The sequence below is a fragment of the Sphingobium sp. B7D2B genome (assembly GCF_025961895.1).
Taxonomy (GTDB): domain Bacteria; phylum Pseudomonadota; class Alphaproteobacteria; order Sphingomonadales; family Sphingomonadaceae; genus Sphingobium.
The window spans coordinates 3,094,438-3,111,934 of record NZ_JAOQOM010000001.1 but is presented as its reverse complement, the minus strand read 5'-3'; the positions used below and the strand labels follow the sequence as shown (position 1 = coordinate 3,111,934).

The following is a 17,497-nucleotide window of genomic DNA, read 5'->3' as shown; positions in this document are numbered from 1 at the left end:
AGCGAGGGCTCGTGGCACAGGCGGGGACGGACAGCGCATCAAAGGGCATCCTCGGCTGGATCGAGCGGACGGGCAACAAGCTGCCCGATCCGGTGTTCATCTTCTTCTACCTGATCCTCGCGCTTGTGCTGATCTCGCTCGTCGCCGCGCTGGCCGGCCTGTCGGCCTTGCACCCGACGCAGGTCGATGCACAAACCGGCGCGCCGGTGACGATCACAGCACAAAGCCTGCTCGGGGCGGAGAATATCCGCCGCCTGTGGGTCGAGATGCCCGCCACCTTCACCCATTTCCACCCACTCGGCTATGTGCTGGTGGTGATGCTCGGCGCGGGCGTGGCCGAGCGCTCCGGCCTGTTCGGCACTGCCATGCGCGCCAGCGTCGCCAATGCACCGGCGATGCTGCTGACGCCGATGGTCGCCTTCGTCGCCATGATGGGCAATCTCGCCGCGGATGCGGCCTATGTCGTGCTCGTGCCGCTGGCGGGCATCATCTATGCGGCGGCCGGTCGCCATCCCGTCGCCGGGATCGCGGCTGCCTTTGCCGGCGTGTCCGGCGGCTTCTCGGCCAATCTCCTGCCCGGCCAGCTCGATGCGCTGCTCTTCGGCATCACCCAGCAGGCCGCGCAATTGCTTGATGCCGACTGGCAGATGAACATTGCCGGCAACTGGTTCTTCATGGCCGCTTTGCTCATCCTCTACATCCCGGTCATCTGGTACGTCACCGACCGGATCATCGAGCCGCGCCTTGGCGGCTATGTGCCGCAGGGTGAGGCGGCGATGATCGCGGGAACACCGGATGCAGAGGCCGAACAGCGCCTCACTGCCGCCCAGCGCAAGGGCCTGCGCCACGGCGGCCTGGCGATGCTGGCGGTGGTCGCACTCTGGGCGATCATGGCGCTGATGCCGGGTGCGCCACTGGTCGATGCAAATGCAGCGGTGCCGGAGGCGCGGCTGACGCCCTTCTACCAGTCACTGGTCGGCGGCTTCTTCCTGCTCTTCCTCGCCGGCGGCTGGGCCTATGGCAAGGCGGCGGGCACCATCGCGGATCATCGTGACGTGGTGAAGATGATGAGCGGGGCGATGGGCGACCTTGCTTATTATCTCGTCCTCGCCTTCGCGGCGGCGCATTTCGTGGCGATGTTCGGCTGGTCCAATCTCGGCCTCATCTTCGCGATTCACGGCGCCGGCGGTCTGCAGGCCGTCGCCTTGCCGACGCCGGTGCTGCTGCTCCTGATCGTGCTGTTCACCACCGTGCTCAATCTGTTCGTCGGCTCGGCCAGCGCCAAATGGGCGCTGCTTGCCCCAGTCTTGGTACCGATGCTGATGCTGCTCGGGATCAGTGCGGAGACGACGACGGCCGCCTATCGGGTCGGCGATGGGGCGACCAACATCATCTCGCCGCTGATGGTCTATTTCCCGCTGATCCTCATTTATTGCCAGCGCTGGGTGCCGAGCTTCGGCCTTGGCAGCCTCGCGGCGGTCATGCTGCCTTATTCGCTCTGGCTGCTGCTCTTTGGCGGGGCACTGCTCGCCGGCTGGACGCTCCTTGACCTGCCGCTCGGGCCGAACGCGCCCGTGCATCTGCCTGCGGTGCTGACCGGCGACTGATTGCTGCTCGGGCTTTCCCCGCGCCCTTCTGCCGGGCTTGAAATCGGTCCGGCGAGCAACCTTATTGGATGCACGCCGCGCATCTCGCCCGGTGACCCAAGGGGAAGAGGGCGCGCATGACTTCGCGGAACAGGCACTGGATGTGGGCCGATGCGGTCGACCTGCTGGATCGCATGCAGCGCCTCCAGCAGCAGAATTACGCGCCCGTCCGCGCCGCCAGCGGTCCGCCGGCCTGGGAGCCGCCCGCCGACATGATCGAGACCGCGCATGAGGTGCTGGCCATCGTCGCGCTGCCCGGCGTCGATGCCGAGAAGGCGGAGGCGTTCATCGAGGATGGCGTGCTCATCGTGCGCGGCCAGCGCATCCTGCCGCCGGAGCTGCGCACCGCGCGCATTCATCGCCTCGAACTGCCGCAGGGCCGCTTCGAGCGCCGCCTGCCGCTCCCCGGTGGCCAGTATCACGGCGTGCGTCGCGCCGCCGTGAATGGCTGCCTGCTCGTTACGCTCAGCAAGGTCGATGGAGGCCGCTTCTGATGGACGTTTTGACCACGAACACCGCCAATCCCACGTCCACCGGTGCCGCGCAGCCCCAGGGCGCCGCGCCCGGCGAAACGCAGCCTTTCCGCCCGCTGCCGGAGGATGCGATCATTATCGTGCCGGTGCGCGGCTTCGTGCTGTTCCCCGATGTGGTGATGCCGCTGGCGCTCAGCCGCGCGATCTCTGTCAATGCCGCACAGGCGGCGGTGCGCGAGAGTCTGCCAATTGGCGTGCTCACCCAGCGCGATGCCGGCGTTGACGCGCCGGTCCCGGCGGACATGCACGCCATGGGCACGCTCGCCAATGTGCTGCGCTATGTGACGGCGCCCGATGACACCCATCACCTCATCCTGCAGGGCGAGACGCGCTTTCGCATCGTCGAGTTTCTGGAAGGCTGGCCGTTCATGGTCGCGCGGGTCGAGAAGCTCGCCGAGCAGGAGGACAAGACGCCGGACGTCGAGGCGCGGCTGATCCATGTGCGCAAGCAGGCGCTGGAGACGGTGCAGCTGCTGCCGCAGGCGCCGCAGGGTCTGGCCGAGGCGATCCAGAACATCGCGTCCGCCTCGACGCTGGCCGATACCGTTTCCGCCTATCTGGACGTGGATACCACCCAGAAGCAGGAGCTGCTAGAGACTGTCTCGCTGCCGGCGCGGCTGGACCGTGTCTCGCGCCTGCTGGAGCAGCGCCTGCAGGTGCTGCGCCTCTCGGCCGAGATCGGCAAGGACGTGCAGGAGACGCTGACCAGCCGCCAGCGCGAGGCGATCCTGCGCGAGCAGATGGCCGCCATCCAGCGCCAGCTGGGCGAGGATGATGGCCGCGCGGCGGAAATCGCGGAGCTGACCGAGAAGATCGAGGCCGCCAAGATGCCCGAGGCGGTCGAGAAGGAAGCGCGCAAGGAACTGCGCCGGCTCGAGCGGATGCCCGAGGCCGCCGCTGAACATGGCATCATCCGCACCTATCTCGACTGGTTGACGGAACTGCCCTGGGACATCCCTGAGGAGCAGCCCATCGACATCGCCAAGGCGCGCGAGACGCTCGATGCGGATCATTATGGCCTCGACAAGATCAAACGGCGGATCGTCGAATATCTCGCCGTGCGCAAGCTCGCGCCCGGCGGCAAGGCGCCGATCCTGTGCTTCGCCGGCCCGCCCGGCGTCGGCAAGACCTCGCTCGGCCAGTCCATCGCGCGAGCCATGGGCCGCCCGTTCGAGCGCGTGAGTCTGGGCGGCGTGCATGACGAGTCGGAGATTCGCGGCCACCGCCGGACCTATGTCGGCGCCATGCCCGGCAACATCATCCAGGCGATCCGCAAGGCCGGGCGGCGCGATTGCGTCATCATGCTGGACGAGATCGACAAGATGGGGCGCGGTGTGCAGGGCGATCCTTCGGCCGCCATGCTCGAAGTGCTCGACCCCGAGCAGAACGGCAGCTTCCGGGACAATTATCTCGGCGTGCCGTTCGATCTCTCGCGCGTGGTGTTCATCGCCACGGCCAACATGCTGGACACGATCCCCGGCCCGCTGCGCGACCGCATGGAGATCATCACCCTCTCGGGCTATACCGAGGATGAGAAGCTGGCGATTGCCCAGCGCTATCTCGTCGCGCGCCAACTCGCCGCCAATGGCGTCACGGCCGAGCAGGTGACGGTGGACGATGCCGTGCTGAGCGAGATCATCCGCTATTACACCCGCGAGGCGGGCGTGCGGAACCTGGAGCGGGAGATCGGCAAGACCATCCGCAACGCCGCCGTGCGGATTGCCGAGGGCAGTGCGGACAAGGTTTCCATCGGCGTCGATGATCTGCACGAGGTGCTGGGCGACCGCATCTTCGAGAATGAGGTGGCGCAGCGCACCAGCGTGCCCGGCGTTGCCACCGGCATGGCCTGGACGCCCGTCGGCGGCGACATCCTGTTCATCGAGGCGACGAAGATGTCCGGCTCCGGCCGGCTCATCCTCACCGGCCAGCTCGGCGACGTGATGAAGGAAAGCGCGCAGGCGGCGCTGAGCTTGCTCAAGAGCCGGGCCGACAGCCTCGGCATCTCGGCAGAGCTGCTGGAGAAGAGCGACATTCACGTCCATGTCCCCGCCGGCGCCACGCCCAAGGACGGGCCAAGCGCGGGCGTCGCCATGTTCATGGCGCTCACCTCCCTGCTCACCGGCCGCAGGGTGCGCAGCGATACCTCGATGACCGGGGAGATTTCCCTGCGCGGTCTTGTGCTGCCGGTAGGCGGTATCAAGGAGAAGGTCGTCGCCGCCGCGAGTGCCGGCATCACCCGCGTCATGCTCCCCGCCCGTAACAAGCGCGACTATGACGACATTCCCGCCAATGCGCGGGAGAAGCTGGAGTTCATCTGGCTGGAGACAGTCGAGGATGCGCTCGCGGCGGGGCTGGACGATCCGATCCTGCTTGCCAAGGAGCCTGCCGAGCCGACGGACGCCTGACGTCCATCAGCCCCTCCCCTTCAGGGGAGTGGAAAGGGGGTGGGGGCGATGCGCAGCATCGCTCGCATTGCGAACATCCGTGGTGGTTGAGCCCTACCCCCACCCCTCCTCTGAAGGGGAGGGGCTAAGGCGCGCACAAACAGCTTAACCCCCATTCAAAGCGCGAAGGTCACGCGCCCCTCGGCATCGATCGGCCAGGCCGGGTTCCACGCAATCTCCCAGGCATGGCCGTCAGGATCGGCAACATAGCCGCGCATCCCGCCATGGGGCGGCGCGTCGGCGGCGCGCAGCAGCTCGCCGCCGGCCTCGACAAGCCGGGCAATCAGCGGCGCGACCTCCGCCTGCGTCGCGACATTATGCGCCAGCGCGAAAGGGGCGGTGGGCCCGTCACCAGCCACCGTGCGCTGCATGTCCTGCGCCAGCGCCTCCTTCGCCCAGAGGCCGAGGACGAAGCCATTCATCTGGTAGAAGAGGATGTCCTCCCCCTCGTACACCGGCGTCCAGCCGAAACCCACGCTATAAAAGCGCCGCGCGCGTGCTAGATCGCCGATGCCCAGCGTGATGACGGCGATCTGTTGCTGCACGGGCGGCCTCCGCTGTCAGTCCTTTACCGCGACATTGCGCAGCTGGATCAGCCACTTGCCGTTAACGCGCACCACGTCGTCGCGTCCGCGACCGGCGGCGGCGAGGCGCGGCGGAGGATTGAGCGCGCGGTCGGCGAACACCGTCTGCCAGTAGTAATTCACCTGCGCATGGTCGCGGTCGATGAAGGTGATGGTCTGGTTGCTCATCATGTGGTGCATCGCGCCGATATGCTCGCCCTTGGCCCGGCGCTCCTCCTGGCTGGTCTTCATGGCGGTGATCATCTTGCGCAGCGCTTCGCTGCCCTTGACGTCGTTGAAGGCGCCGTCGGGCGTAAACTGCGCGGCGTAGGCATCCGCATTCAGGCTGTCTGCCGCGCGCACATAATCCCACATCAGCTTCTCGATCTGGGTGCGATCCTGCACTTCCTGAAGGATGCGGGCGTGATCGGCCTGATCGCCATGCCCGGCATGTTGCGCGAGCAGCGGGGCAGGCTGAGCGACCAGCATGAGTGCGCTCAGCGCCACGCCGGTCAGAGTTGTGCGTGTCGTCATCTGTCCTCTCCCTGTTTATGGTTCAGCCGGCCGGCGGCGGCACGGGCTGGGACGGCGCGGCGGGCGCGGCCGTCGGGGCTGCGGCGGGCGGCGGGGCGGCGGGCAGCGTCGCCGGGTCCCAATGCTCGTCGGCCTTGCCATCGACAAAGCGCCACATGTCGAACCAGGTCGTCGTGTAGGTCTTGGAAGGATCGTTGGGATAGGGCACTTCCCGCACGAAGCTGACCGTCACAAAATCACCCTCGGCCTGCACCGCCACCACCGGCGTCTTCATCTTCTCAGGGATCGGCGTGGGCGTGCGCTTGGCGACGTTCATGAAGAAGTCCATCACGGCCTTGAGGCCTGAACCCGCCATCGGATTATGCTGGATGTAGCGATCGGTGAGGTACAGCGGCGCGCGGTCCCAGTGATTGGCCTCCAGCAACTCCTTCACGATCTTGAGCGCGGTCTGCTTGTTGCGATGCAGCTTCGGGTCGGGACTCGTGAACAGCGATTCGGGGTCGGGATGCGCCACCACCGCGTCATTGAGTGCACGCATCTGAGCATGAGCAGGCGCCGTGCCCAGCAACAGCGCAGCGGCGATCAAAGGCAACGAGATCTTGGTCGGGGAGACTCGCATCGGGCAGATCCTCTCGCTTGGTCTTTTAAACCATTAGGACCGTATGTATCGCCCGGCGCGAACCCCGGCACAAGCCCAAAGCGGTCCGGCTATTTGCCCAGCACGAAGCGGGCGCCGGCCTCGGCATGGATGGTCGTGCTGTCGTAGATCGGCAGCACATTGGCGTTCACGTCCACGATCAGGTCGAGCTCCGTGCAGGCGAGAACCACGGCCTGCACATCCTCCTTGGCGATGTTGGTCAGCTCGGTCTTCATGTAGCGCTCGGCCTCGCGGGTGATGATGCCGGCCGCCAGCTCGGTATAGACGAGCTTATCGATGCCCTCGGCCAGATCGGCCTCGGCTGGCAGCAGTGAGACGCCGCCTTCCTGCACCAGATGCTGGCGATAATCGCGGTCGCTCATCACATTGCTGGTGCCGACCAGCGCGACCGATTTCACCTTGTCCGCCTTCAGCCGCGCGCCGATCTCGTCGATGATGTGGATGACCGGCAGGTCCACGCTCGCCCCGATCTGCGGCACCACCTTGTGTAGGCTGTTGGCGCAGATCATCAGCGCTTCCGCACCAGCGGCCTGCATGCGCTTGGCTGCGCCGACCATGTGGCCGGCCCCGCAATCCCAGTCATTGGCCGAGGCGCAGCGGGCGACATCGGCAAAGTCGAGGCTGTCAATCAGCAGGGTCGCGCTGTGCAGCCCGCCCAGCTCGCGTTGCACGGAGCGGTTGATGAGGTCGTAATAGCGGGCCGTGGACGTCCAGGAGATGCCACCGATCAGTCCAAGCTTGCGCATCAAAACTCCATCTTGCGTGTCAGTGCCCGAGCGATTTGACGATCTCTTCGACCATCTTCTTGGCATCGGCGAGCAGCATCATGGTGTTGTCCATGTAGAACACGTCATTGTCCACCCCCGCATAGCCCACGCCGCCCATGGAGCGCTTCACGAACAGCACGGTCTTGGCGTTGGCCACATCGAGGATCGGCATGCCGTAGATCGGCGAGGACTTGTCCGTCTTGGCCGCGGGATTGGTCACGTCATTGGCGCCGATGACGAAGGCGACGTCGGTCTGCGCGAATTCGCTGTTGATGTCCTCCAGCTCGAACACCTCGTCATAAGGCACATTCGCTTCGGCCAGCAGCACGTTCATATGGCCGGGCATGCGGCCTGCCACCGGGTGGATGGCATATTTGACGCTCACGCCCTCCGCCTTGAGCATGTCGCCCATCTCGCGCAGCGCGTGCTGCGCCTGGGAGACGGCCATGCCATAGCCCGGCACGATGATGACGCTGTCCGCCTGCTTCATCAGGAACGCCGCGTCTTCCGCGCTGCCGCGCTTCCATGGGCGCTGCTCCTTGGCCTCGCTATCGCCGCTCGCCGCTTCTGCGCCGAACCCGCCGGCGATCACGGACAGGAAGCTGCGGTTCATCGCCTTGCACATGATGTAGCTGAGGATCGCGCCCGAGGAGCCGACCAGCGCCCCGGTGATAATCATCGCGCTGTTGCCGAGCGTGAAGCCCATGGCGGCGGCGGCCCAGCCCGAATAGCTGTTCAGCATCGAGACCACGACCGGCATGTCGGCCCCGCCGATGGGGATGATGAGCAGGAAGCCGATGACGAAGGCGAGGACGAGGATGATCCAGAAGTCCATCGGCGCCTGGCTGTGCCAGAAGCCGTAGGTGAAGAAGAGGATCGCCAGCAGCGTGCCGATGTTGATGATGTGGCGCCCCGGCAGCAGGATCGGCTTGCCGCTCATATTGCCGTTGAGCTTGAGAAAGGCGATGACCGAGCCCGAGAAAGTGATCGCGCCGATTGCCACGCCCAGCGCCATCTCGATGCGGCTGGCGGCATGGATCGCGCCGGTCAGCTCGTCAGCAATGCCGAAGGACACCGGGCTGAGGAAGGCGGCGACGCCGACCAGCACGGCGGCAAGGCCGACAAGGCTGTGAAAGGCCGCGACGAGCTGTGGCATGGCCGTCATGGCGATCCGCCGCGCGATCACGAAACCGAGCACGCCGCCGATGATGATCGCGATGCCGATGCGCGGCATTGCGACCGCATCATGCGTCGCCACGGTGGTGCCCACGGCGATGAACATGCCGAGCATGCCGAAGCGATTGCCGCGCCGGCTGCTCTCCGGGTTGGAAAGGCCGCGCAGCGCCAGAATGAACAGCACGCCGGAAATGAGATAGGCGAGGGCCGCCAGCGGCCCGACAGGCAGGAACGCCAGCATCACTTGCGCTCCTTCTTCTTGTACATCGCCAGCATCCGCTCGGTCACGGCAAAGCCGCCGAAGATGTTGATCGAGGCCAGCACCACACCGATCAGCCCCAGCCACTCAGCCAGCGGATTGCCAGCCTCCGCCGCCGCGATGAGCGCGCCGACGATGATGACCGAGGAAATCGCGTTGGTCACCGCCATCAGCGGCGTATGCAGTGCAGGCGTGACCGACCACACGACATAATAGCCGACGAAGCAGGCCAGCACGAAGATCGAAAGAATTGCAATGAAGTCCATGATTCTGGTCCCCTCCCATGGAGACTAGGTGCTGCTTGTCTGCAGCCTCTCATTCACCACCTTGCCGCCCTGGGTGATGCGGATGCCTTTTACGATCTCGTCGTCATCCGGCAGCACCGGGGCGTTGGCCTCCTTGTCCCAATAAGCGGAAAGGAAATTATAGAGATTGCGCGCGAACAGCGCCGAGGTGTCCGCCGCGAGGCGCGAGGGAACATTGCGGTGGCCGACGATCTTCACGCCATGGCGCTCCACGATTTCGCCTGGCACCGCGCCTTCGACATTGCCGCCCTGTTCGACGGCAAGGTCCACGATCACGCTGCCCGGCTTCATCGAGGCGATCTGCGCGTCCGAGATCAGGCGCGGGGCTGCACGACCGGGGATCAGCGCGGTGGTAATCACGATGTCCTGCTTGGCGATATGGCTGGAGACCAGCTCGGCCTGCGCCTGCTGATATTCCGGCGACATCTCGGTGGCATAGCCGCCGCTGCCTTCGCCCTCGATGCCCTTCACCGCATCGACGAAGATCGGCTTGGCGCCGAGCGATTCGATCTGTTCCTTGGTCGCGGCGCGCACGTCCGTCGCGCTCACCTGCGCGCCGAGCCGGCGGGCGGTGGCGATGGCCTGCAGCCCCGCGACGCCTACGCCCATCACGAAGACGCGTGCGGCGGAAACGGTGCCGGCCGCCGTCATCATCATCGGGAAGGCGCGGCCATATTCGGCGGCGGCGTCCAGCACCGCCTTGTAGCCCGAGAGGTTGGACTGGGAGGAGAGAATGTCCATGCTCTGCGCGCGGGTGATGCGCGGCATGAACTCCATGGCCAGCGCTTCCAGCCCGGCCGCCGCATAACGATCGATCCGCGCGCGCTCGCCAAAGGGATTGAGCGATCCGACCAGCCATGCGCCCGGCGCCGCGCCCGCAATGCTCTCGGGCTCCGGCCCCTGCACGCACAGGATAATGCCCGCGTCCTGCACGGCGGCAGCCCGGTCGGTCACCGTCGCTCCCGCGGCCTCATACTCCGCATCGGAGACGCTGGCAGAAAGGCCCGCGCCCGTTTCCACCGCCAGCTCCGCACCGAGCGCCTTGAACTTGCGGACGGTTTCGGGCGACGCGGCCACGCGCCGCTCGCCAGCGGCGGTCTCGCGAATGACGGCGATTTTCATGAACATCCCCCCGTTCGGAGGGATCAGGCGATGATCATGATGACGATGAGCGCGGCGATTGCGCTGAGAATCGTGCCCCACTTCATCAGCGTCACGAAGCCGCTGTAGCTGCCGGTTGCCTGATTCATGTCCTGTTCGTGCGCCATGGCTATCCTGTTCCAGATTGTCGTCTTCGCAATGTCCTAGCGGCATTATTTGGCGGCCTCAAGCAGCTTGCCGCAAAGACAGGTCGGCTTAACAGCCTCTTTACCCCCTCTCTTTAATTCCGTCGGCTGCAACGAGCGGAAGAGAGCATGACCGATCCCGAAAATCCTGTTCTGCTGCTGGTCGATGATGAGCCGGCGCAGCGCCGACTCAATATTGCCATGGCGCATCGGGCGGGCTGGCGCGCGATGAGCGCAAGCACGGCGGAGGACGCGCTCGAGCTGCTCGAGTCCCGTGAAGGCGCGCGCATCAATGCCGTGATGATCGACGACTGGACGCAGGAAGGCGAGGCCAGCGACCTCATCCGTGCCATCGGCGTCCGTCGCCCGCAATTGCCGGTTCTGGTCATCACCGCCAATGGCTCTGCCGAGCGGGCGGTGGATGCGATGCGGGCCGGCGCGCATGATTTCCTCATCAAGCCGATCGCGCCGGACAGTTTCCTGAGCGCGCTGCAAGCTGCGCTCAACCATGCCGGTAGTGCGGGTGAACTGCGCCCGCTGACCGAGAAGAACCGGGCGCCGCTCGGCTTCGACGAGATTGTCGGCTCCTCGCCCACCTTCCGCTCTGCCCTCGCCATCGCGGCCAAGGCGGCGCGTGCCCGCGTGCCCATCCTCATCGAGGGGGAAAGCGGTGTCGGCAAGGAAGTCATCGCCCATGCCATCCACGCCGCCAGTCCGCGCGCCCGCGCGCCCATGGTGACGGTCAATTGCGGTGCGATTCCGTCCAATCTGGTCGAATCGGACCTGTTCGGTCATGAACGCGGGGCCTTCACCGGCGCGTTTGATCGGCATGTCGGCAAGTTCAGCACCGCCAATGGCGGCACCATTTTCCTCGATGAGATCAGCGAATTGCCGCTCGATGCGCAGGTCAAGCTGTTGCGGGTGTTGCAGGACGGCGAGATCCAGCCCGTCGGCGCGCGCCTGCCCAGTCAGGTCGATGTCCGCGTGATCGCGGCGACCAACAAGCGCCTGCTTGACGAGGTGGAGGCGGGGCGTTTCCGCGAAGACCTCTATTACCGCCTCAACGTCGTCCAGCTGACCATTCCGCCGCTGCGGGATCGTCGTGGCGATATTCCTGCGCTGGCGCGTCATCTGCTGGAGCGCGTCGTGGCGCAGCCGGGGATGCGCAGCCTCGGCATCACCAATGAGGCGATCAACCTGCTCGCCCTGCACGATTGGCCGGGCAATGTCCGTCAGTTGCACAACACGCTCTTCCGCGCGGCTGTGCTGTGCGAGGGGGATGCCCTCACGGCCGCCGATTTCCCGCAACTCTCCGGCAAGCTCAACCAGAGCGAGCCGGTGCGGCGCGAGAACGGGCAGGTCACGCCCATGGTCCGCAACGCGCAGGAAAGTGGCATTGGCGTCACGCTCTACGAGCCGAACGGCCATTTGCGCGCGTTGGCTGATATCGAGGCCGACGTCATTCGCCTCGCCATCGGCCATTATCGCGGCCGCATGACGGAAGTGGCGCGCCGCCTCGGCATCGGCCGCTCGACCCTCTACCGCAAGCTGGCGGAACTGGGCATCGATACGGCGGCCTGAGAGGGCCGCTCTTACCCCTTTGCGGGTAAGATCGGCGGCGAGTCATCCGCCGATTTCAATCACCGTCATTCCCGCGTTCGCGGGAATGACTAAAGATTAGCGATTAAAACGCCGTGCAGACCTGCGGCGGGGGCTTAGCCGTCGCTGTCGCGCTCGATGTCGGCGCCGACTGCGCTCAATTTCTCTTCCAGCCGCTCATAGCCCCGGTCGAGATGGTAGACGCGGCTCACCACCGTCTCTCCCTGTGCGGCGAGGCCGGCGAGGATCAGGCTCATCGAGGCGCGCAGGTCGGTTGCCATCACGGGGGCGCCGGTCAGCTTCTCGACGCCGCGCACCACGGCGGTGCGGCCGTTCACGGTGATATCCGCGCCCATGCGGGCCAGCTCGGGCACATGCATGTAGCGGTTCTCGAAGATCGTTTCGGTGAGCACGCTCGCGCCACCGGCCAGCGTCAGCATCGCCATGAATTGCGCCTGCATGTCGGTGGGGAAGCCGGGGTGCGGCGCGGTGGTCAGCGTCAGCGGCTTGAGCGGGCCATCGGCCGCGACCTTGATGCCGGTCTTGCTTTCCTCAATGTGGACGCCGGCATCGCGCAGGCCCTTGAGGATCGCGTGCATGTCGTCGGCATTGGCACCGATCAGATCCAGCTCCCCGCCGGTGATCGCAGCGGCGCAGGCATAGCTTCCCGCCTCGATGCGGTCTGCCATCACCCGATAGGTGGTGCCATAGAGGCGCTGCTTGCCGTGGATGACGATCCGGTCCGTACCGATGCCCTCGATCTCGCAACCCATGGCGACAAGCAGGCCGCACAGGTCGACAATCTCAGGCTCGCGCGCGGCATTCTCGATGATCGTCTCGCCATTGGCGAGCGCGGCGGCCATCAGCGTGTTCTCGGTGGCGCCGACCGAGGGGAAGGGCAGGGTGACGAGCGCGCCCTTAAGGCCACCATCCGGCGCAATGGCGCGGACATAGCCATTGGCCATCTCGATCGTCGCGCCCAGCGTCTCGAACGCGCGCAGGTGGAAGTCGATGGGGCGGTTGCCGATGGCGCAGCCGCCGGGCAACGACACGGTCGCCTCGCCGGTGCGCGCCAGCAGTGGCCCCAGCACGACGATGGAGGCGCGCATCTTGCGCACGATGTCATAGGGCGCGACCGATGAGGTGACGCGCGCGGCCTTGAGCGTCATCACCCGGCCGAAATCTTCCTGCCGGGATCCCTCGATGGTGGTCGATACGCCAAGCTGGTTGAGCAGATGGCCGAAGCTGTCCACGTCCGCCAGACGGGGCAGGTTGCGCAGGGTCACCGGCTCCTCGGTCAGCAGCGCGCAAGGCAGCAGCGTCAGCGCGGCGTTCTTCGCGCCGGAGATGGGGAGTTTGCCGGAGAGCGGCTTGCCGCCGCGGATGAGGATACGGTCCATCGCGGCTTCTTAGCGGCTCCAGAGCCGCGTGCAAGGGGCAGGGCGGAGACGGGTTCCCTGGCTCAGGCCAGCAGTTCGACATCCCAGTAGAGCCAGTCGTGCCAGCTCTCGTGCAGATGGTTGGGCGGGAAGGCGCGGCCATGGTCCTGCAATTGCCAGGTCGTCGGGCGGATCGGCATTTGGCGCAGCGGCATATGCGCCTCGCGCGGGGTGCGCCCGCCTTTCTTGAGGTTGCACGGCGAGCAGGCCGTCGCGACATTCTCCCAGGTCGTGCGACCACCGGCGCGGCGCGGCACGACATGATCGAAGGTGAGATCCTTAGTCGATCCGCAATATTGGCAGGAGAATTTGTCGCGCAGGAAGAGGTTGAAGCGGGTGAAGGCGGGGTGCTCGCTCGGCCGCACATATTGCTTGAGCGCGATCACCGAGGGGATTTGCATCTGGAAACTCGGCGAATGAACTTCCTGCTCATAGCTGGAGACGATGTCCACCCGATCCAAAAAAACCGCCTTGATGGCGGTTTGCCAGGGCCAGAGGCTCAGCGGATAATAAGAAAGCGGGGTGTAGTCGGCGTTCAACACGAGCGCCGGGCAATTTTCTGGATGGCGTATTCGATCGGGATGATACATGCGCGCTCTTGCCCCTTTCGTTTCGCCGCACTCTCTCCAAGAGAAGCGTGACGTGCATATGACAGCAGAGACGATGAGTCTTCGTCAAGGCCTTGTATGATGGAAAACGACTCTCCACGACATGTGGTGACCCGTTTCGCGCCCAGCCCGACCGGGCGCCTGCACATCGGCCATGGCTGGTCGGCGTTGCAGGCTCATGACTTCGCGCGGGAAAATGACGGCACCTTCCTGCTGCGCATCGAGGATACCGACGTCACCCGCTGCCGGCCCGCGTTTACCGAGGGCATCTATGAAGACCTGCAGTGGCTCGGCATCGGCTGGGATGGGTTGCTGATCCAGTCGACGCGCTTCGATGCCTATGAGCAGGCGCTGGAGCGACTCAAGGCATCGGGCGTCGTCTATCCCTGCTTCTGCACGCGCGGCGATATCGCGCGGGAATTGGCCGCGAGCCTGCACGCCCCGCATGGCGCCGACGGGCCGCTGTATCCCGGCACCTGCCGAGCGCTGTCGCCGGGCGAGCGCGCCGCACGGATCGCGGCGGGTGATCCGCATAGCTGGCGGCTGGACATGGGCGCGGCGCTGGCGCGCACCGGTCCGCTGGTCTGGCAGGATGATTTTGCCGGTACGGTCCCGGTCGAGCCGGATGCGCTGGGCGACCTGATCATCAAGGGGCGGGACCGGCCGGCCAGCTATCATCTTGCTGTGGTGGTGGACGATGCGGCGCAGGGCGTCACGCATGTCATTCGGGGGCGGGACGTGTTCGCCTCCACCCACGCCCATCGCACCCTGCAGGCGTTGCTCGGCCTGCCCAGTCCGCGCTACCGGCATCACCGGCTGATCGTGGATGCGGCGGGCAAGCGCCTTGCCAAGCGCGCCGATGGCCTGAGCCTTGCGGAGCTGCGCGATCAGGGCCTTTCCGGCCCGGCGCTCGCGGAAGATTTGCGGGCTGGCCGCTTTCCGGTTGGAATCAGGGTCGAAGCCTCCTAAATCGGGGCCACAAGGAGACAAGCTATGGGCAATGCCCTCATGATCATCCTGCTGGTGCTCGCCATGCTAGGCGCACTTTTCATGCTCGTTCGCGGCATCGTGACGTTCCTGCGCACGACCGAGGCGGAGCTGAAAGGCGATGGCACCGGCCCGAGCCAGTCCAGCCTGCGCCAGAACAAGGCGATGATGGGCCGCGTGACCTTCCAGGCACTCGCGATCCTGATCGTGGCCATTTTGCTGCTGGTCAACAGCGGCCGCTAAGCGGCCTGCATACCCCAAATGACATGGCCGCCCACCGATAGGCAGGCGGCCATGGGCAAGTGCTGGTCTCAGTAGCTGGTGATCGTCACCTTCTCGATCGTATCGGGGAAGTTCAGCGGCCCCGTGCGATCATCGATCAGCGCGTGGCCGATCATCGCTTCGCCGGTCACGATCTTGATGACGCGGGGGATCGAAGCTGTTGCTTGCGACTTGCCGTCGACTAGCAAGGAGATCGTCAGCCCTTCGCTCGCCGGGGCGATCTGGGCGGTGATCACATGGTCGCCCGCACCGAGCGCCTGGGTGCCCCGCAGGACCTTGCGTTCCTGCGCGCGGCCCGAGGGGTTGTAGGTGAAGACCGGCACGCCGTTCTCCATCGCGAGCGTATAACCCGCGAACTTGGCGCCTTGGGTCAGAATTGGCCCGCTGACCGCTGATCCGCTGAGTTTGACGCGGGCTTCGGCAGTCCAGTTGGGGTTGAGTTCCGGGAAGGTCACGGCCGGATAGCGGATGTCGCTCGTATAATAAGTGCGCGTCCGCTCGGGCGCGAGGGCGTTGGGGCGATATTTGTAGTTCAGCCGCTCGAAGAAGTCGGCCGAGAGCGGATAGACATGGAACTTCTGGGCCGCCGCCTCGAAGTCCGCCTTCAGTTCGGCCAGCTTGTCGGGATACTGCGCGGCGACGTTGCGGGTCTGCGACCAGTCCTCGTTGAGATTATACAGCTCCCAGCCGGCCTTGGTCGGGTCGGTCTTGTTCGGTCCCCATGGTTCCCAATTGACCTCGGTGCCGGCGAACCAGCCATCCTTGTAATAACCGCGGCTCCCCAGCATCTCGAAATACTGCTCGCGCCGTTGCGACGGGGCCTTGGGGGCATCGAAACTGTACTTCATCGAAATGCCGTCGATCGGCTGCTGGGCCACACCGTCCACCGTGGCCGGCGGGGTAATCCCCACCACGTCATAGATGGTCGGCGCGATGTCGATGACATGGCTGAACTGGGTGCGGATGCCGCCCTTGTCCTTGATCTTGTCAGGCCAGGAGACGACCATCCCCACACGCAGCCCGCCGAGCTGGGAGGCGACCGTCTTGCCCCATGGGTAGGGCGTGTTGAGCGCATAGCCCCAGCCGACCGGGTAGTTGCCGAAGCTCTCCTCCGTACCGAACTTGTCCTTCTGCGGCAGCAGCGTCTCGGGCGTTTCCTTGATGCCGGCGAACTGCGAGTAAGCGTTGATCGAGCCGTACATATTGTGCAGCGCCGCGCCGTTATCGCCGTTGATGAAGATCACTAGCGTGTTGTCCAACTCGCCATCCTGACGCACCCGCTCGATCACGCGACCCAGTTGATTGTCGAAGAAGGCAAGCTGCGCGGCGGCCACTTCCATCATATGCGCGTAAAGCGCCTTCTGATCGGCAGGCAGGCTATCCCAGCGCGGCACGCCGGGCAGGGGCGGCGCCATGCGGGCGTCCTTGGGGATGATGCCCATGGCTTTCTGACGCGCGAAAATCTGGTCGCGCATTTTGTCCCAGCCCATGTCGAACTTGCCCTTGAACTTGGCTACCCAATCGGCCGGGGCCTGCTGCGGGCCGTGCATGGCGCCGGGCGCGACATAGAGGAAGAAGGGCTTGTTCGGGTCCTGCGCCTGCTGCGCGCCCAGCCAGCCCAGCATCTTGTCGGTCATGTCACGGTCGAAGATGTAATTATCGTCCGTCCGGTCGCGCCGCACGGGGTTGATATTCTCGACAATGGTCGGGTTGAACTGATCGGCACCCGCGCCGTTGAACCCGTAGAAATAATCGAAGCCCAGGCCAATCGGCCAGCGCTTGAACGGACCCATCGGCCCGGTCTCCCAGTCGGGGATATTGTGGTTCTTGCCGAACCACGACGTGTCATAGCCATTGTCGCGCAGCACCCGGCCCAGCGTCGCGGCGCTGTCCGGCATCACGGAGCTGTAGCCCGGGGCATCGATTGACACGTTGGAGATCGAAGCGTTGCCGACGGCATGGTGGTTGCGGCCGGTGAGCAATGCGGCGCGCGTCGGCGAGCACATGGCGGTGGTGTGGAAGCGCGTGTAGCGCAGGCCGGAGGCAGCGAGACTGTCGAACACCGGCGTCGGAATGGGGCCGCCATAAGAGGTGGAGGCGCTGAAGCCCACATCGTCCATAAGGACGAGGATGATATTGGGGGCACCCTTGGGGGCCTTGGTCGGCTGCGGATAATAGGTCCAGTCAGGGCCGACCGGCGGCGACGCCTGCTGCGAATTCGCGCCTTGTTGTGCCATCGCGGCGGAAAGCCCAAGGCCCGCACATGCCGCGATAATCAGCCGGCTGGCGCCACGCCACGCGGCCTTGGACGCCATCTTCCTTGAATAGCTCATCGTTCCTCTCCCTATTTTGAACCACCTTGTCATGCGGAGAGGCAGATAGAAGCAACGGCCTGTGAGGCTATAAGTTAT

At 65.4% G+C, this 17,497-nt stretch carries 17 protein-coding genes; 6 read left to right on the top strand and 11 right to left on the bottom strand.

Translation table 11 applies throughout. The annotated features are described in order from the left end of the window. Positions 1–11 precede the first annotated feature (11 nt). From M2341_RS14375 to lon, 3 genes are all read left to right on the top strand, one after another. Positions 12–1,607, top strand: coding sequence for an AbgT family transporter (locus tag M2341_RS14375; RefSeq protein ID WP_264585695.1), 1,596 nt, complete (start codon positions 12–14; stop codon positions 1,605–1,607). A 116-nt stretch (positions 1,608–1,723) separates the two neighbouring features. Continuing rightward, positions 1,724–2,140 (top strand): Hsp20/alpha crystallin family protein, encoded by a 417-nt coding sequence (locus tag M2341_RS14370; RefSeq protein WP_264571226.1) that lies wholly within the window; start codon positions 1,724–1,726, stop codon positions 2,138–2,140. Then, complete coding sequence (gene lon / locus M2341_RS14365) at positions 2,140–4,584, top strand: endopeptidase La (protein ID WP_264585694.1); 2,445 nt, start codon at positions 2,140–2,142, stop codon at positions 4,582–4,584. Before M2341_RS14370 ends, lon begins: the two co-directional genes overlap by 1 nt. A gap of 155 nt (positions 4,585–4,739) precedes the next feature. Here the strand turns inward: lon and M2341_RS14360 are convergent, their stop codons facing one another. The 8 genes from M2341_RS14360 to M2341_RS14325 form a co-directional block, all read right to left on the bottom strand. Then, positions 4,740–5,168, bottom strand: a complete 429-nt coding sequence (locus M2341_RS14360; RefSeq protein WP_264585693.1) for a VOC family protein — start codon at positions 5,166–5,168, stop codon at positions 4,740–4,742. A 15-nt stretch (positions 5,169–5,183) separates the two neighbouring features. Further along, positions 5,184–5,720: a nuclear transport factor 2 family protein gene (locus M2341_RS14355; RefSeq protein ID WP_264579693.1), complete on the bottom strand. Its 537-nt coding sequence runs from the start codon at positions 5,718–5,720 to the stop codon at positions 5,184–5,186. Positions 5,721–5,742: 22 nt separating this feature from the next. Beyond that, complete coding sequence (locus M2341_RS14350; protein WP_264585692.1) at positions 5,743–6,339, bottom strand: nuclear transport factor 2 family protein; 597 nt, start codon at positions 6,337–6,339, stop codon at positions 5,743–5,745. 89 nt (positions 6,340–6,428) lie between these two features. Further along, positions 6,429–7,124, bottom strand: coding sequence for an aspartate/glutamate racemase family protein (locus M2341_RS14345; protein ID WP_264585691.1), 696 nt, complete (start codon positions 7,122–7,124; stop codon positions 6,429–6,431). Between the two features lie 19 nt (positions 7,125–7,143). Beyond that, a complete protein-coding gene (locus M2341_RS14340) occupies positions 7,144–8,562 on the bottom strand; it encodes an NAD(P)(+) transhydrogenase (Re/Si-specific) subunit beta (RefSeq protein WP_264585690.1) in 1,419 nt (472 codons plus the stop codon). Beyond that, entirely contained in the window at positions 8,562–8,846 is a 285-nt protein-coding gene (locus M2341_RS14335) for an NAD(P) transhydrogenase subunit alpha (protein WP_264573533.1), read from the bottom strand. Before M2341_RS14335 ends, M2341_RS14340 begins: the two co-directional genes overlap by 1 nt. Before the next feature lie 24 nt (positions 8,847–8,870). After that, entirely contained in the window at positions 8,871–10,007 is a 1,137-nt protein-coding gene (locus M2341_RS14330; RefSeq protein WP_264585689.1) for a Re/Si-specific NAD(P)(+) transhydrogenase subunit alpha, read from the bottom strand. 23 nt (positions 10,008–10,030) lie between these two features. Continuing rightward, the gene (locus tag M2341_RS14325; RefSeq protein WP_181560539.1) at positions 10,031–10,153 is read right to left on the bottom strand and encodes an aa3-type cytochrome c oxidase subunit IV; all 123 of its coding nucleotides are present in this window, start codon (positions 10,151–10,153) and stop codon (positions 10,031–10,033) included. A 147-nt stretch (positions 10,154–10,300) separates the two neighbouring features. Between M2341_RS14325 and M2341_RS14320 the strand changes: the two genes are divergently transcribed. Continuing rightward, positions 10,301–11,752, top strand: coding sequence for a sigma-54-dependent transcriptional regulator (locus M2341_RS14320; RefSeq protein WP_264579688.1), 1,452 nt, complete (start codon positions 10,301–10,303; stop codon positions 11,750–11,752). 134 nt (positions 11,753–11,886) lie between these two features. Here the strand turns inward: M2341_RS14320 and murA are convergent, their stop codons facing one another. Further along, a complete protein-coding gene (gene murA / locus M2341_RS14315) occupies positions 11,887–13,170 on the bottom strand; it encodes a UDP-N-acetylglucosamine 1-carboxyvinyltransferase (RefSeq protein WP_264573530.1) in 1,284 nt (427 codons plus the stop codon). A 62-nt stretch (positions 13,171–13,232) separates the two neighbouring features. Next, positions 13,233–13,799 (bottom strand): HNH endonuclease, encoded by a 567-nt coding sequence (locus tag M2341_RS14310; RefSeq protein WP_264571216.1) that lies wholly within the window; start codon positions 13,797–13,799, stop codon positions 13,233–13,235. Between the two features lie 96 nt (positions 13,800–13,895). On the opposite strand from M2341_RS14310, the gene gluQRS reads away from it, so the two are divergent. Both gluQRS and M2341_RS14300 read left to right on the top strand, forming a co-directional pair. Further along, complete coding sequence (gene gluQRS / locus M2341_RS14305) at positions 13,896–14,786, top strand: tRNA glutamyl-Q(34) synthetase GluQRS (protein ID WP_264585688.1); 891 nt, start codon at positions 13,896–13,898, stop codon at positions 14,784–14,786. Positions 14,787–14,810: 24 nt separating this feature from the next. Continuing rightward, positions 14,811–15,047 (top strand): twin transmembrane helix small protein, encoded by a 237-nt coding sequence (locus M2341_RS14300; RefSeq protein ID WP_181560534.1) that lies wholly within the window; start codon positions 14,811–14,813, stop codon positions 15,045–15,047. Positions 15,048–15,115: 68 nt separating this feature from the next. Here M2341_RS14300 and M2341_RS14295 read toward each other — a convergent pair whose 3' ends face one another. Further along, positions 15,116–17,419: an arylsulfatase gene (locus M2341_RS14295; protein WP_264585687.1), complete on the bottom strand. Its 2,304-nt coding sequence runs from the start codon at positions 17,417–17,419 to the stop codon at positions 15,116–15,118. Positions 17,420–17,497 lie beyond the last annotated feature (78 nt).

What these genes read in the sequence shown, in the direction of transcription:
- gluQRS (WP_264585688.1), top strand. Translation starts at nt 13,896, where the DNA reads ATGATGGAAAACGACTCTCCACGACATGTGGTGACCCGTTTCGCGCCC.
- murA (WP_264573530.1), bottom strand. Translation starts at nt 13,170, where the DNA reads ATGGACCGTATCCTCATCCGCGGCGGCAAGCCGCTCTCCGGCAAACTC.
- M2341_RS14325 (WP_181560539.1), bottom strand. Translation starts at nt 10,153, where the DNA reads ATGGCGCACGAACAGGACATGAATCAGGCAACCGGCAGCTACAGCGGC.
- M2341_RS14355 (WP_264579693.1), bottom strand. Translation starts at nt 5,720, where the DNA reads ATGACGACACGCACAACTCTGACCGGCGTGGCGCTGAGCGCACTCATG.
- M2341_RS14330 (WP_264585689.1), bottom strand. Translation starts at nt 10,007, where the DNA reads ATGAAAATCGCCGTCATTCGCGAGACCGCCGCTGGCGAGCGGCGCGTG.
- M2341_RS14350 (WP_264585692.1), bottom strand. Translation starts at nt 6,339, where the DNA reads ATGCGAGTCTCCCCGACCAAGATCTCGTTGCCTTTGATCGCCGCTGCG.
- M2341_RS14370 (WP_264571226.1), top strand. Translation starts at nt 1,724, where the DNA reads ATGACTTCGCGGAACAGGCACTGGATGTGGGCCGATGCGGTCGACCTG.
- M2341_RS14340 (WP_264585690.1), bottom strand. Translation starts at nt 8,562, where the DNA reads ATGCTGGCGTTCCTGCCTGTCGGGCCGCTGGCGGCCCTCGCCTATCTC.
- M2341_RS14345 (WP_264585691.1), bottom strand. Translation starts at nt 7,124, where the DNA reads ATGCGCAAGCTTGGACTGATCGGTGGCATCTCCTGGACGTCCACGGCC.
- M2341_RS14295 (WP_264585687.1), bottom strand. Translation starts at nt 17,419, where the DNA reads ATGAGCTATTCAAGGAAGATGGCGTCCAAGGCCGCGTGGCGTGGCGCC.
- M2341_RS14310 (WP_264571216.1), bottom strand. Translation starts at nt 13,799, where the DNA reads ATGTATCATCCCGATCGAATACGCCATCCAGAAAATTGCCCGGCGCTC.
- M2341_RS14320 (WP_264579688.1), top strand. Translation starts at nt 10,301, where the DNA reads ATGACCGATCCCGAAAATCCTGTTCTGCTGCTGGTCGATGATGAGCCG.
- lon (WP_264585694.1), top strand. Translation starts at nt 2,140, where the DNA reads ATGGACGTTTTGACCACGAACACCGCCAATCCCACGTCCACCGGTGCC.
- M2341_RS14335 (WP_264573533.1), bottom strand. Translation starts at nt 8,846, where the DNA reads ATGGACTTCATTGCAATTCTTTCGATCTTCGTGCTGGCCTGCTTCGTC.
- M2341_RS14300 (WP_181560534.1), top strand. Translation starts at nt 14,811, where the DNA reads ATGGGCAATGCCCTCATGATCATCCTGCTGGTGCTCGCCATGCTAGGC.